A 14,256-nucleotide genomic window follows, 5' to 3' on the forward strand; every position below is an offset into this window, starting at 1 on the left:
ATCGTAGCTTCTAGATTTAGTTCCATCGATTTAAGCAACAAAGCCTGAAAAATGCCATGCGTTGGGAATCTGTCTTAAACGCTTTGTTATACACGTTCTAAATAGGTACTTTCCCTGTAGCCTTTGCCCACCAGACAAGTGCAATAGGAATAAACATCAACATGAGCCGTAAATTGAATAAAAAGAAATCAAAAACAAACTTTGATACCTTTCCATCATTGTCATAGATGTATATCTTTTTAAGGTGCTCATACGGCTCGCGAGTACCATGTGTTACTTGGGTAGCCAAAAACAAATAGCTTATTATCGTGAAAGCCCAAGCGATAACGTTATTCGAACTCACCGCTACGACCATTCCAGCGCTTGTCCATAGGCTATTTCTCACTGAGTTAAACCAGACATCAACAAGCTTGCTATCATGAATATTTTTGAAAAATAGACCTTTCATATTTTCCTCTAAGTGTATAACAGTGTATTAGATGACAAAATGTCCTGTTTAAACACGATATTTTGTCTTTTAATAACAAATGCACTGATTCTATCACTGACTAACACCTTGTTTTCATTAAAATCCCTTCTCACGCACAAAACTGTGATGTGGTAAAAGGACAAAATGTCTTTTTTGTTGCATAAGTACCAAACGCATCAGTACTGTATAAATAAACAGCCATGGTGACTAATAATGAAATCTCTCTTTCTTAATGCAATTCAAGAAATGATGTACACAAAACAGTACTCACATAAGACTGTTAAATCCTATCTTCATTGGATTGCTGACTTCATTCGTTTTAATGGCATGACACATCCAGCTAAAATGGGAGACGAAGAAGTAGAGCGTTATCTTAGTTTTCTTGTAAATAAAAGAGATGTGTCTGCTAATACCCAGTCTGTTGCACTAAACGCGCTGGTTTTTCTATACCGAGATTTCATTAGATCTCCGCTATCCATATCTCTAGATTTTGTATCGAGCAAAAGAAAACAGAAATTGCCTGTTGTATTGACTCATAGTGAAGTTAAAGCTTTGCTTTCACAATGCCCAGCCAACCACTACTTACCTTACGCATTAATGTACGGAAGCGGTCTGCGATTAATGGAATGCATGAGGCTACGCGTTAAAGATATTGATTTCGATTATTGCTGTATAAAAGTGTTCGATGGAAAAGGCGCAAAAAATCGCATTGTTACTTTGGCACCAGAACTCACTCTCAAACTAAAAGATCAAATCTCTAACGTCCAACACATACTGCAACACGATTTAGCCAACCCTCTCTATGAAGGCGTATGGATGCCGCATCGGCTCAGAATTAAATATGCTTCTGAGCGTCGCAGATTGCTGTGGCAGTTCTTGTTTCCTTCATCCAAGCTCAGCGTTGACCCAGAAACGGGTGTCATCAGACGTCATCACATTCATGAAAAACAAGTTCAACGCTCACTAAGAGAATGCGCAAGAAAAGCAAACATCCCAAAGCACGTAACACCACATACTTTGCGGCATTCTTTCGCTACTCACCTTTTGCAATCCGGCGCGGACATCAGAACAGTTCAATCGCAGCTTGGCCACTCAGACGTACGAACAACCCAAATTTATACACATATCCTTCAAAACGGGGCCAACGGCGTGAAAAGCCCTTTATCCGCGATTTAGGTACGCTACCGCCACTAAGCACAATGGCTCAGTAACTCTCTGATTTTCCCTATAATAAATGATGTTTTTTTTCGACAATACTCTTCAACCACTTAAAGTATGATGTACTTCATGTTTATATGAAAAACCGCAGTCAGACTGCGGTTTTTTTCAGCGTATGTAAGGAAGAACTAGCCTTCCATTTCGGCGATTTTCACTTTCCACGTGTCAGGGCCAATTTGGTGCGCATTGTTACCGGCTGAATCGACAGCAACAGTCACTGGCATATCAACGACGTCAAACTCGTAGATGGCTTCCATACCCAAATCTTCAAACGCGACGACACGTGCTTTCTTGATTGCTTTCGCGACAAGGTATGCTGCGCCGCCAACTGCCATCAGGTACACCGCTTTGTGTTGTTTGATGGACTCAACCGTTGCAGGACCACGCTCAGCTTTACCAATCATGCCCATCAAACCGGTTTCTTCAAGCATCATGTCGGTGAACTTGTCCATGCGGGTTGAGGTTGTCGGGCCTGCAGGGCCAACGGCTTCATCACCTACTGCATCAACAGGACCAACGTAGTAGATGAAACGTCCATTGAAATCCACGCCATCAGGCAGGCCTTGGCCGCTGTTTAACATTTCTTGAATACGTTTATGAGCTGCATCACGACCTGTCAGGATTTTACCTGTCAACAGTACCGTTTCGCCTGTCTTCCACTCTTGCACATCTTCTTTGGTGATGTTGTCGAGGTTAACGCGGCGTACGTTCTCGCCCACTTCCCACGTCACTTCTGGCCACTCTTCAAGTTTTGGTGGCTGAAGATCAGCCGCGCCGGAACCATCAAGGGTAAAATGAACATGGCGGGTTGCAGCGCAGTTAGGGATCATACAAACAGGCTTAGACGCTGCGTGGGTTGGCGCGGTTTTGATTTTTACGTCAACCACTGTCGTCAAACCGCCAAGGCCTTGTGCACCAATACCCAGTTTGTTAACGCGATTGAAAATGTCTAAACGCAGCTCTTCTTCGGCATTTTGTGGGCCACGGTCGATGAGCTCTTGAATGTCGATGTGTTCCATCAGCGATTCTTTCGCCAATACGGCCGCTTTTTCAGCCGTACCGCCAATGCCTATACCCAGCATGCCAGGTGGACACCAACCTGCGCCCATGGTTGGCAGGGTTTTCTCAACCCACGCTGCCACGTCATCTGATGGGTTAAGCATCACCATCTTGGTTTTGTTCTCTGAACCGCCGCCCTTAGCTGCGATTTGAATTTCTACTTTATCGCCCGGCACCATGTTGATGTGAACAACGGCGGGAGTGTTATCTTTGGTGTTTGAGCGCTTGCCTGCTGGATCAGCCACTACGGAGGCACGAAGCGGGTTATCCGGATTGTTGTATGCGCGGCGAACACCTTCATCAACCATTTGTTGTACTGTTAAATCGCTCTCCCACTGAACATTCATGCCAATGTTCACAAAGCAGGTCACAATACCGGTGTCCTGACAAATTGGGCGTTTGCCTTCAGCAGACATGCGAGAATTGATGAGGATCTGTGCGATCGCATCTTTCGCAGCTTGGCTTTTCTCTTTGTTGTAGGCCTTTTCAAGGGCTTGAACAAAGTCGATAGGATGATAGTAAGAAATATACTGCAGGGCGTCAGCGACACTGTCGATGACGTCTTCCTTACGAATGACAGTCATAATTGCCTCTTTAATTGTTATGTTTCCTTGGTGCTACCTGAATGTAGGGTTCGGGTAGAGCTGCCAGTATGTTTTATTAAAACTTAGACAAGGCTGCGCGGGAAGGCGAAACCTTTTGTATCCTTACGCATAGAGTAACTTATTGGGACAAGCTTGCGCGTTCTGAGAGGCACAACAAATTTGTCACTCATCGCCATAAAACCTGCGATTATGATACTCTTACGGCAGATTTAGCGCCATTAAGCGCATCAATGCCGATCACAAAAACACGAAAATGACTGAATCGAGACGTATGCCAATCACTCTGCAGTTTCTTGAGTACTCGCCAACAGCACTCACGTCCTTATTTTCCCGTATTCAATCGCAACCTTGGGCAATGGTGTTGCAATCTGCAGCAGACAAACACCCAGATAATCGATTCGATATTCTGGTCGCAGACCCTATTGCGACGCTTTGCAGCGAAAATGGCGTGAACACCATTGATTACAGAGACGGCCGCAAAGCGGTCACTGAATCTGACCCGTTTGAAGAGCTACGCTCTTTGCAACGTGCATTACTGCCAGAACTGGCCCCAATGCAACCTTGGCCTTTTGTGGGGGGGGCTATGGGCTATTTCAGTTACGACCTTGGCCGACAAGTTGAATCCTTGCCTGAGCTCGCCCTCAAAGACGTCGCCATTCCTGATATGGGCGTTGGGCTGTATGACTGGGCAGTAATTGCAGATCATACAGAAAAAAAACTCGTGATTATCCAGCCAAAGGGGCATGACCGCTTCACGTGGATCATGACGAACGCGATCGCTGATACTAGCCCTTTTTCGTTGCAAGGTGACTGGCAGGCAAATATGACCCAACAGACGTACACTGAAAAATTTAACCGTGTACAGGCCTATTTGAAATCGGGTGATTGCTACCAGATAAACCTCGCACAACGATTCAAAGCCGCGTATCAAGGCTGTGAATGGGAAGCCTACGAAAAACTCGCAGGCGCCAACGGTGCGCCGTTCTCGAGTTTTATTCGCTTAGACGATGCGGCCATTTTATCGGTGTCTCCAGAACGCTTTCTGCAGTTGCATGGCAGGGAGATTGAAACGAAGCCCATAAAGGGTACGCGTCCGCGAAGCGAAGACAAGGAGACGGATAGCGCAAATATTGAGGATCTGTTAACGGCAGAGAAGGATCGTGCGGAAAACCTGATGATCGTTGACCTACTGCGAAACGATATCGGTCGTGTGGCCTCGCCGGGTTCGGTAAATGTGCCTAAACTTTTCAATGTTGAGACATTTCCAGCCGTGCATCACTTAGTCAGTACTGTAACGGGAAGATTGGCAGAAGGTAAACACGCATCCGATTTGCTTAGAGCCTGCTTCCCCGGTGGTTCAATCACTGGTGCCCCCAAAGTTCGTGCGATGGAAATCATTGAGGAGTTAGAACCTCATCGTCGCAGCGTGTACTGCGGAAGCATTGGATATATCAGCCGTTGTGGCACGATGGATACCAGCATTACCATTCGTACGCTGATTTGCCAGAACGAACAGATTTACGCTTGGGCAGGTGGTGGTGTGGTTGCCGACAGTGAAGCCAAGTCCGAATATCAGGAAACGCTCGATAAATTGAGCAAAATTCTTCCAATACTGTCTTCATAAAGTAAGCGAGGAAACACATATATATGTCAGGGACGGACACAAACTTCATCAGCAAAAATGGTCAACTGGCGTCGGAAAAACGCCAGTGCCCAATGCGTCCCCTCTCCCGACATTGGCTGACACAGCGTTTTAGCTTAAGTCCAGCCTATCATTACGATAAGAAGGTCATTCAGCGCGCCACTGATGCGATGAAGCGTCATGATGATATGCACTTTCGTCCTGCAGCAGTGACCATTGCGTTGGCTGAACGAAACGGCGAATTACACGTTTTGTTTACTAAACGCGCGCGTCACTTAAAGCATCACCCGAGTCAAATCAGCTTTCCTGGCGGCAAGGTTGAAAAAAGCGACAGAGACATCGTCGAAACTGCAGTGCGCGAGATGGAAGAAGAGATCGGTATCGTTGCAAAGCGCGAAGATTTACTGGGTAGACTCTCCCCGCTACCCACTGTGAGCGGTTACCTTGTCACGCCTGTGATTATGTTTGTCGATGCCGACTACACGCCAACGCTCGACAGCAACGAAGTGGACAGTCTGTTTGAGGTACCACTTGCTCAGTTTATGAGACGTGACGCGATCACCAAGCAGCCTTTTCTTGTCAGAGGAAACACCTATCACATTTATGCCATGGGGTGTGGTGAGCACCTTATTTGGGGTGTTACCGCACAAATCCTCCATGCGCTCTCTCAGCAACTTTCGCTCAACTAAATTTTAATATATCAACTTTTTTTAAAGACATTAAACACGTTTTTTAAACCCTAAAAAATGAATGCGTAGTGAGACTAATTAATTTAGTAGCACGGGTTTCCAATGCCACATAAAGTGATCTCGATCACTGTATTAAATGCAAATATAGCAACAATACGCACCAAATCCTGATCTGTTTCGTATTTTTATTGGTAAACCATCAATGACAACACAATCCACAACGACAACCAGCGCTGACAAAATGAAGTGGTCTGCGCAAGATACTACTTGGATGCTCTCTCTGTTCGGAACTGCAGTAGGCGCAGGTATTCTTTTCCTTCCAATCAATGCGGGTCTTAATGGATTCTGGCCGCTGGTTGCTCTGGCTGTACTGGTAGGTCCAATGACTTATCTGGCACACCGTGGCTTGGCACGTTTTGTACTGTCTTCTAAAAAGCCAGGTAGCGACATCACTGAAGTTGTAGAAGAGCACTTCGGCGCGACTGCGGGTAAACTTATCACTCTGCTTTACTTTTTTGCGATTTACCCAATCGTTCTGATTTACGGCGTTGGTATCACCAACACTGTTGACTCTTTCATGGTTCACCAACTTGGCATGGAATCTCTGCCACGTTCAGTGCTGTCTATCATCCTGATCATGGGCATGATGTCAGTCATGTTGGCGGGCGAAAAACTGATGCTGAAAGTGACTCAGTTCCTGGTTTACCCGCTGGTCGCTATCCTGCTGTTCATGTCTGTATACCTAATCCCTGATTGGAACATGTCTGCGCTGCAGCAAGTACCAACCATGGGCGATTTCTGGACCACCATTTGGATTTCGATTCCTGTACTGGTGTTCTCATTCAACCACAGCCCAGCAATCTCTGCGTTCTCTATGGCACAATCACGTGCATACGGTGAAAACGCTGAGCGTAAATCAAACCAAATCCTGTTCCGTACTTCGGGCATGCTGCTTGGTTTCGTTATGCTGTTTGTGTTCTCTTGTGTTCTGAGCCTGACGCCAGCTGATCTGGCAGAAGCAAAAGCACAAAACCTGCCGGTTCTGTCTTACTTGGCGAACAAACACGAAAGCCCATTCATCTCTTACTTGGGTCCAATCGTTGCATTCGTTGCTATCGTTTCTTCTTTCTTCGGCCACTACATGGGCGCACGTGAAGGTCTGAACGGTCTAATAATCAAGCAACTACGTTCACGCAATAAGCCTGTAAACATGAAGAAAATTGACATGTTTACCGTTGCGTTCGTGATTATCACTAGCTGGATTGTTGCAACCATTAACCCAAGCATTCTGGGTATGATCGAGTCACTGGGTGGCCCAATCATCGCGACTATTCTGTTCATCATGCCGATGTACGCTATCAAGAAAGTACCTTCCATACAGAAGTACGCAGGTAAAGCGAGCAACGTGTTTGTGACAGTCATGGGTCTGGTAGCAATTTCTGCCATCATGTACGGTTTCGTATCGTAATAAAATGTTCTTTCCAAGCTACCGAGGCCTGTACCTTCATGTAGCTTGGGTATAGAATACGACCTACATAAAAGAGCAAGGATACGCTTAACGTCCTTGCTCTTTTTTTGCTTTCCAATCTCGAACCAAGGAAACTCTCCGGTTCGAAAACTGGTCGCCTCCACGGATGGATGAAAACGAAAAATGAATCCAAATGCTCGCTCTAACTAAATAGCGGGCATTGACTGAGGTATGACAAATGATCAGCGTTTTTGACATTTACAAAATCGGTGTTGGCCCTTCTAGTTCTCACACTGTAGGTCCAATGAAAGCCGGTAAATCTTTCATCGACGATCTGCGTGGCATGGACAAACTGCGTGACGTAACCAAGATCACCGTTGATGTTTACGGCTCTCTGTCACTGACGGGTAAAGGCCACCACACTGATATCGCCATCATCATGGGTCTGGCAGGTAACTCTCCTGAGCACGTGGATATCGATAGCATTCCTGGCTTTATCGCGCGCGTAGAAGAAACCGAACGTCTTCCTGTTGGTATGCACTGCCACACTGTTGACTTCCCACGTGAAGGCGGCATGAACTTCCACACGTCTAACCTGCCATTGCACGAAAATGGTATGGAAATCCACGCGTGGGTCGGTGAAGAGAAAATCTACACCAAAACGTATTACTCTATTGGCGGTGGTTTCATCGTTGATGCTGAGAACTTCGGCAAAGAAGACGAAAACAAAATCAAAGTTCCTTACGATTTCAACAGCGCAGAAGAGCTGCTGAACCATTGTAAAGAAACAGGTTTGTCTATCAGTGCTGTAGTAATGTCTAACATGCGTGCTATGCACTCTGAAGACGAAATCCAAACGTACTTCGGTAACATCTGGCGCACTATGCGCGAGTGTCTAGACCGTGGTATGAGCAATGAAGGCGTTCTGCCTGGGCCACTTCGTGTTCCGCGCCGTGCTGCTGCGTTGCGCCAACAACTGATTGCATCTGAAAAGTTTTCTAATGACCCTATGGCCGTCGTTGACTGGGTGAACATGTTTGCCTTTGCCGTTAACGAAGAAAACGCAGCTGGCGGTCGTGTGGTTACTGCACCAACAAACGGTGCGTGTGGCATTATCCCTGCGGTATTGGCGTACTACGACAAGTTCATCCAGAACGTTGGCCCGCGTGAGTACATGCGTTACTTTGCGGTATCTGGCGCAGTTGGTGGCCTGTACAAGCAAAACGCATCTATCTCAGGTGCGGAAGTGGGTTGTCAGGGCGAAGTCGGTGTTGCGTGTTCAATGGCGGCTGCAGGTCTTGCTGAACTAATGGGCGGTAGCCCACAGCAGGTATGTATCGCGGCGGAAATTGGCATGGAACACAACCTTGGCCTGACGTGTGACCCTGTTGCTGGTCAAGTACAGGTGCCATGTATCGAGCGTAATGGTATTGCTGCAATGAAAGCAATCAACTCTACGCGTATGGCGCTGCGCCGCTCTTCTGAGCCACGCGTATCTCTGGACAAGGTTATTGAAACCATGCTGGAGACAGGCAAAGACATGAACGCTAAGTACCGTGAAACCTCTCAGGGCGGTCTGGCAATCAAAGTCATTTGCTAATCACCGCTGAGCGAATGCTTAAAAAAGAAAACCGCCATGTTGGCGGTTTTCTTTTGTCTTCTGTTTATTTCTGCGCTTTTCAAGCTGTCGCATAGACCTCCCGGTCTTCTTTACGCACATGCTTTTCGGCTGCATCAATGGCGCGGTACAAACGCATCTTGGTTGCACTTAACCCCAGCCCAAGCACATTGCTGATTTCTTCCAGCGACAAGTCATGCTCAAAGCGCAATACCAGCACTTCTTGCGCACTCTTCGCCAACGATTTCACAGATCGGGTAATACCCTCTCCATCAGTGTGCAACGGACAAACATCTTCACTGCCCGCTTCTTCTTGAAGCTCTTCAGAAACGAAACGCTGTGAGTGCGTAGCCCGCTTCTTTAAATAGCTTCGACATTGATTATCTGCGATGGCATAAAGCCAACTTCTGAATGCAGCTTCGCCGCGATAGGCATGGATATAACGGTAACTTCTTACCAAGGTCTCCTGCAATACGTCATCCGCATCATGAGGACACCCTAACCAAGCCATGCATCGACGATGTAACGGTGAAACATAACGAGCAACCAGTTGGTCAAAGTAGGTGCGGGCTTTCGGATGCCCCGCTTGAATCTTCTCGATATGTTCACGCTCACTGTTTTGAAAACAGGTTGAATCCACTGAATGCATGTTAATACCCTCCTGGTATTCGAGTGGTGCACTCAACCTAGCCAAAGCTCGGCCAACAATCAAACAGTGTTTTCTATTCGAATTCGCGTCATTTTTAGTTAAAAAACACTGTACAAAATGAGCGATTATTGACCAAGGCTTCATTATCAAATACTTATAAACGTTAAAATTGAACAGCGTTCAATTACCCTACAGCGAGCAGGTTTTTGGCGAGTCTCATTTTTCTCACCGATGACACACTTTATTACTTATCAACAGAAGTCTGACCAGTAAATTACATGGATTGTCTAAGTAGATTTGGAGTGAGGAGAGCAGGTTTAACGCGAGGAATTTGCCCATTAATATGAAATTCGAGCAATAAAAAACCCGCTCGAATAGCGGGTTTATACATTTGAAAGCAAGCGCGATTACGCTGTTGCTTCTTGACCTTCAGCCGCGTTTGCTTTCACAGGCTTAGTGATGAAAGACAGAACCACAGCTACAGCCAGCATTGCAGCACAGATGGTGTAGGCCATAACGTAGTTACCCGTCATGTCTACTGCCGTTGCAGCAACAACAGGACCAATGAAACCACTTACGCCCCACGCCGTGTAAAGCACACCGTAGTTACCGCCGTAGTTTTTCAGGCCATAGTAGTCAGCAGTGATAGATGGGAATACTGCCAGCAGCGTTCCGTAACCTACACCTGCAACCGCCGCACCAATCATCAGAGTGAACTCTGTGTTGTAGGTAGCGAACATCATCATGTTGATGCCTTGCATCATGAAAGCAAGCATCAGCGTTTTAATACCACCGATCTTGTCAGACAACATGCCCGCGGCAACACGACCGCCAGAGTTGAAGATAGACAGAACAACAACCAAGAACGCGACTTGAGTCAGGTCAGATTGCTTGATTGCGATAGACGTAATGTTACCGATGACCATCAGACCTGCTGATGACGCCAGTGCGAACATCAACCACAGTGAGTAAAACTGTGGGGTCTTAACCATTTGGCGCCAAACCATGTTGTTGTCGCCAGCGCCTGTTTTAGCAACATAACCTGCAGGTGCTTCTGGTACATAATCAGAAGGCGGGTTATTGATGGTACAAGCCAGTGGAACCGCGATTGCTAGGATACCAACACCCAGAATCAGGAAGCTTTGTTGTACACCGTAAGTGGCGATTAGCGTTGACGTCAAAGGCGCCAAATATACCGCAGCCAGACCGAAGCCCGCCGCGATCAGGCCGTTCACCATGCCTTTCTTAGAAGGGTGGAACCACTTCATCGCAGCTGGAGACAGACATGCGTAGCCGAAACCGATTCCACAACCTGTCACAACACCGAAGGTTAGCAACAGAGTCATTGGTGTTGAAGCAAAGCTTGAAATGATCATCCCGATACCAACCATGATGGTACCCAAGATCAGAACTTTACGAGGACCCATGCGGTCTTGCAAGTTACCCGCCACCAGCAAAGAAAGTGCAAAACAGATGGTTGCGACGGTGTAAGGCATAGATGCATCAGCGTTAGACCAACCCTGTTCTACCAGTGACTGTTTAATAACAGACCACGCATACAGGATGCCGATGCACATATTGATAAAGAAACCAGCAGCGAGAACGCCCGTAGCTTTGTTCAGTTTATTCATGTTACGACTCAATTAATTCAATTATAAGAGGTGTCAATGGCAAAGCCCTACGACAACACCCAACCAAAAACCCAAACAACAAAAAAGTCTCATCTATTCAAATAGATAGACCTTCATGCGGTTTGGGCGTTAAATAAATATTGGCATTCTTCAAATGAGGTGAGAATGACAGAAGCGCGCGGAGTCTATCAGGGAAAGTGAGCTGGATCAAAATCTAGTTTGAATAAAGTAAAATTAATTTCACCTTTCAGTGATTTCACACACGGAAAATGTAAACAGGCTTGTTGCACGTCATAACAAAAAACGCCCTAAGCCATTGAATATCAAAACTAAGGACGTTAAATGTATATTCTCACCTGCGTTTACACTGTGTGGGGTATAAGGTTACAAACGCAAATAACATGAAGTGAGAAGATTCGGCGAGTTTGGTTCGCTATTTAGTGCTTAACCCTTTTCGCTCAAGGAATGTTTTTATAAACGGTCGCGCTTCTTTGCCGAGCGTGCCATCTATTTGCTCACTCCACGTCATTTCTTTAGTCCCGCCAGTCCGAGTTCGATAGTAATTTCTCACGACTTCGTCGTACTGTGCGAGTGCGTCTTTATTTATAGGCTGATATTCATCGGTATGGACGATTAGTGATGAGGGCAAGCGTGGTTTTACTTCAGGATCTTGAGCAGGATAGCCCAAACAGAGCCCAAATAAGGGAGCAACATAGTCAGGGAGGTTAAGCAGATCGGCGACCTTATCGGGGTTGTTCCTAATCCCTCCTATATATACGCCCCCCAATCCCATCGATTCAGCAGCCGCAAGCGCATTTTGCGCCATCAACGCCGTATCAATCGCGCCAATCAAGGTTTGCTCTGTGTAACCCAATTGCGCATCCGGTTTAATTTGAAGGTGACGATTAAAGTCTAAACACCAGACAAAGAATTCCGCCGCTTCAGCGACGTACGCCTGATTACCTGTATATTCAGCCAGCAAGCGACGCTTTTCCGGATCAATAACCCGAATAATGCTCGTGCATTGGATAAAGCTCGACGATGAGGCCGCGCGCGCACAGTCAATAATCACCGTCACTTGTTCTTCGGTGAGTGGTTTATCTTCAAATTTACGAATGGAACGGTGGGAGAGAAGCGTCTCTATCACGGGGGTCATAAGGCGTCCTAGTCTGTATGCTTACATCGTATTATCAACACGAACCAGGACGCCTTACAACCTATAGGAACCAAAAGTGTTTCCTACTTCTTTCGATATTCCGTCATTACGCTCTTTCTTAAAGAAGCTATTTTTTGAAAAAGCTATGTCATGAGTAGCTATTCCAAAATAAGATAGTCGGCCACTTCATCCTGATGACACATCCTTTCAAGAATGTTCATGAGTCTCTCTTCGCTCAGCGGCAGCGCATTACCTTTAATCGAACTTGATTTCATGGCTTGTTTAGCGGCTTGCTCAAAGGCCGAGTCACACAAGCCATAATCGCACAAGGACGGAATTTCCAAACGCTTCAACGTGCGTTGTACCCAGATAATTCCATCGCTCGGCTCAGCATTATGTCGGCCCGTCAAAATGCAGGCTAATTGACGATATCGATTCAGAAGACTGATTCTGCCAGCATCCCTTGCTGCCATGATGTTTTCTGCCATCACATATGGCGCTAGCTGCGCGGTGATCACACCATGAGGCGCATCTAACATCCCTCCCAATGCAGCAGCAAGGCCGTGCGCTGCCCCCAATTTTGCATTTGACTGAGCCATACCGCCAAGCATGGATGCGAACGCCATGTCTGCCCTAGCCTTTGGATCGTCATCTTCACAGGCGTGAATAATGGCAGGAGCAAGCCGTCTCAAACCTTCTTCACACACCATGTCTGTCAGTGGATTCGGTTCACCACACACATACGCTTCCATCAAATGCGTAAACGCATCCATACCACAGCGCGCAGACAAGGTTTTGTCCATCCCATAGGTTAACGTGGGGTCAATAATCGCCACATCAGGGATAAGCTCAGTGCTCCTCAACGCCGCTTTGACGTTTTCTTGTGCTGAAATCAACACGGCATTGCGCGTTACTTCAGAGCCCGTACCCGCAGTCGTAGGAATAGTAATGCAGGGAAGCGGCTTTGCCGTCATAGGAAGCGCTCGGCCGACAACCTCAACATAGTCATAAACACTACCTTGGTTTGGAATAAGACCGGACAGCGCTTTACCGACATCCATCACACTGCCCCCGCCGATGGCAATGATCATATCAGGTTTAAACTGACGCCCCCCCTCTACCATTTCTTCCACCTTGGCAATCAAAGGCTCTCCGTGGATGGAAAGTTGAAGGTAACGAATGTTCTGTTGTTTGAGGTAACTAAGGAGGGGAGAAACTCTCTGTTCATCTGTTCCCGTAACGACCAGCGCACTGTAGCCAAACTGGTTTATTACGGACAGTGAGTTAATTAATGCACCCTCACCAAAAATAATCCTTGTCGCCGTCATGAACTGAAACATGGTCTCTCCTTGAATACTGGCCTCAATCTAGGATGGCGCAGGTACCTGCTATGAGAATTGATATAGCGCAGTGATCTGCCGTTATTCGACGTCTGTTTTAAACATGTGCAGAGGCTGTCACAGAGAGCTTATCGCAGGCAAGAGAGCTTATCGCAGGCAAGAGAGCTAAATGACGTGATTGATAGATTTCTTCGATTGAATTAAAAGACAAAACCTTCTTTTCATAGAAATCGGCTTAGTGCATAGTGATAACCAAGATTTTCAGGATGTTGTGGCCCAAGGAATGCGCTCACGACATCAGTGCAGATAAGAATAGGATTATTATTATGTTCGTAGTGATTTTTGGTCGTCCAGGTTGCCCATTTTGTGTTCGCGCTAAAGATTTGGCAGACAAACTAAAAGCTGAGCGCGACGATTTCAACTACCGCTATGTAGACATCCACGCGGAAGGCATCAGTAAAGCTGATCTGGAAAAAACCGTGGGTAAGCCAGTTGAAACTGTGCCACAAATTTTTGTAGATCAAGATCACGTTGGCGGCTTCACAGATTTTGAAGCATATGCGAAAGAAAATCTGGGTCCGTACGAATAATCATTCGCATGATTGAAAAAAGCGGCTTTCGAGCCGCTTTTTCTTTATCTCTCCCTTTCCCTTTGTCTTGCCTTTTTTCCTTGGTCGACAAGACGCAACAATCTTGATGATTTTCACCCGAG

Annotated in this window: 12 protein-coding genes; 6 read left to right on the forward strand and 6 right to left on the reverse strand. The window is 46.5% G+C overall.

From position 1 onward, the window contains the following. Positions 1-97 precede the first annotated feature (97 nt). Positions 98-448 (reverse strand): hypothetical protein, encoded by a 351-nt coding sequence (locus tag B5D35_RS13390; RefSeq protein ID WP_078753069.1) that lies wholly within the window; start codon positions 446-448, stop codon positions 98-100. Positions 449-682: 234 nt separating this feature from the next. Between B5D35_RS13390 and B5D35_RS13395 the strand changes: the two genes are divergently transcribed. Further along, positions 683-1,645 carry an integron integrase gene (locus B5D35_RS13395; RefSeq protein WP_078753070.1) on the forward strand — a complete coding sequence of 321 codons (963 nt, stop codon included), beginning with the start codon at positions 683-685 and terminating at the stop codon, positions 1,643-1,645. A 170-nt stretch (positions 1,646-1,815) separates the two neighbouring features. Here the strand turns inward: B5D35_RS13395 and B5D35_RS13400 are convergent, their stop codons facing one another. Then, complete coding sequence (locus B5D35_RS13400) at positions 1,816-3,330, reverse strand: fumarate hydratase (protein WP_078753071.1); 1,515 nt, start codon at positions 3,328-3,330, stop codon at positions 1,816-1,818. 292 nt (positions 3,331-3,622) lie between these two features. On the opposite strand from B5D35_RS13400, the gene pabB reads away from it, so the two are divergent. The 4 genes from pabB to B5D35_RS13420 all read left to right on the forward strand — a co-directional run bounded on the left by pabB (position 3,623) and on the right by B5D35_RS13420 (position 8,750). Beyond that, entirely contained in the window at positions 3,623-4,975 is a 1,353-nt protein-coding gene (pabB, locus tag B5D35_RS13405; protein ID WP_078753072.1) for an aminodeoxychorismate synthase component I, read from the forward strand. A 23-nt stretch (positions 4,976-4,998) separates the two neighbouring features. Then, entirely contained in the window at positions 4,999-5,682 is a 684-nt protein-coding gene (locus B5D35_RS13410; RefSeq protein ID WP_078753073.1) for an NUDIX hydrolase, read from the forward strand. A gap of 202 nt (positions 5,683-5,884) precedes the next feature. Continuing rightward, the gene (locus B5D35_RS13415) at positions 5,885-7,150 is read left to right on the forward strand and encodes a serine/threonine transporter (protein ID WP_078753074.1); all 1,266 of its coding nucleotides are present in this window, start codon (positions 5,885-5,887) and stop codon (positions 7,148-7,150) included. A 238-nt stretch (positions 7,151-7,388) separates the two neighbouring features. After that, positions 7,389-8,750: an L-serine ammonia-lyase gene (locus B5D35_RS13420; protein ID WP_078753075.1), complete on the forward strand. Its 1,362-nt coding sequence runs from the start codon at positions 7,389-7,391 to the stop codon at positions 8,748-8,750. A gap of 79 nt (positions 8,751-8,829) precedes the next feature. Here the strand turns inward: B5D35_RS13420 and B5D35_RS13425 are convergent, their stop codons facing one another. From B5D35_RS13425 to B5D35_RS13440, 4 genes are all read right to left on the reverse strand, one after another. Further along, positions 8,830-9,417 carry an RNA polymerase sigma factor gene (locus tag B5D35_RS13425; RefSeq protein WP_078753076.1) on the reverse strand — a complete coding sequence of 196 codons (588 nt, stop codon included), beginning with the start codon at positions 9,415-9,417 and terminating at the stop codon, positions 8,830-8,832. A gap of 407 nt (positions 9,418-9,824) precedes the next feature. Then, positions 9,825-11,048, reverse strand: a complete 1,224-nt coding sequence (locus tag B5D35_RS13430; protein WP_078753077.1) for an L-lactate MFS transporter — start codon at positions 11,046-11,048, stop codon at positions 9,825-9,827. A gap of 433 nt (positions 11,049-11,481) precedes the next feature. Continuing rightward, entirely contained in the window at positions 11,482-12,204 is a 723-nt protein-coding gene (gene nfsA / locus B5D35_RS13435; RefSeq protein ID WP_078753078.1) for an oxygen-insensitive NADPH nitroreductase, read from the reverse strand. A 158-nt stretch (positions 12,205-12,362) separates the two neighbouring features. Continuing rightward, positions 12,363-13,544: an iron-containing alcohol dehydrogenase gene (locus B5D35_RS13440; protein ID WP_078753079.1), complete on the reverse strand. Its 1,182-nt coding sequence runs from the start codon at positions 13,542-13,544 to the stop codon at positions 12,363-12,365. Positions 13,545-13,870: 326 nt separating this feature from the next. On the opposite strand from B5D35_RS13440, the gene B5D35_RS13445 reads away from it, so the two are divergent. Beyond that, positions 13,871-14,134, forward strand: coding sequence for a GrxA family glutaredoxin (locus B5D35_RS13445; protein WP_078753080.1), 264 nt, complete (start codon positions 13,871-13,873; stop codon positions 14,132-14,134). The last annotated feature ends 122 nt before the right edge of the window (positions 14,135-14,256 follow it).

The organism is Enterovibrio nigricans DSM 22720 (genome assembly GCF_900167155.1).
Taxonomy (GTDB): Bacteria; Pseudomonadota; Gammaproteobacteria; order Enterobacterales; family Vibrionaceae; genus Enterovibrio; species Enterovibrio nigricans.

Coding starts and splice junctions, on each gene's coding strand:
- B5D35_RS13390 (WP_078753069.1), bottom strand. CDS start 448: ATGAAAGGTCTATTTTTCAAAAATATTCATGATAGCAAGCTTGTTGAT.
- B5D35_RS13395 (WP_078753070.1), top strand. CDS start 683: ATGAAATCTCTCTTTCTTAATGCAATTCAAGAAATGATGTACACAAAA.
- B5D35_RS13400 (WP_078753071.1), bottom strand. CDS start 3,330: ATGACTGTCATTCGTAAGGAAGACGTCATCGACAGTGTCGCTGACGCC.
- pabB (WP_078753072.1), top strand. CDS start 3,623: ATGCCAATCACTCTGCAGTTTCTTGAGTACTCGCCAACAGCACTCACG.
- B5D35_RS13410 (WP_078753073.1), top strand. CDS start 4,999: ATGTCAGGGACGGACACAAACTTCATCAGCAAAAATGGTCAACTGGCG.
- B5D35_RS13415 (WP_078753074.1), top strand. CDS start 5,885: ATGACAACACAATCCACAACGACAACCAGCGCTGACAAAATGAAGTGG.
- B5D35_RS13420 (WP_078753075.1), top strand. CDS start 7,389: ATGATCAGCGTTTTTGACATTTACAAAATCGGTGTTGGCCCTTCTAGT.
- B5D35_RS13425 (WP_078753076.1), bottom strand. CDS start 9,417: ATGCATTCAGTGGATTCAACCTGTTTTCAAAACAGTGAGCGTGAACAT.
- B5D35_RS13430 (WP_078753077.1), bottom strand. CDS start 11,048: ATGAATAAACTGAACAAAGCTACGGGCGTTCTCGCTGCTGGTTTCTTT.
- nfsA (WP_078753078.1), bottom strand. CDS start 12,204: ATGACCCCCGTGATAGAGACGCTTCTCTCCCACCGTTCCATTCGTAAA.
- B5D35_RS13440 (WP_078753079.1), bottom strand. CDS start 13,544: ATGTTTCAGTTCATGACGGCGACAAGGATTATTTTTGGTGAGGGTGCA.
- B5D35_RS13445 (WP_078753080.1), top strand. CDS start 13,871: ATGTTCGTAGTGATTTTTGGTCGTCCAGGTTGCCCATTTTGTGTTCGC.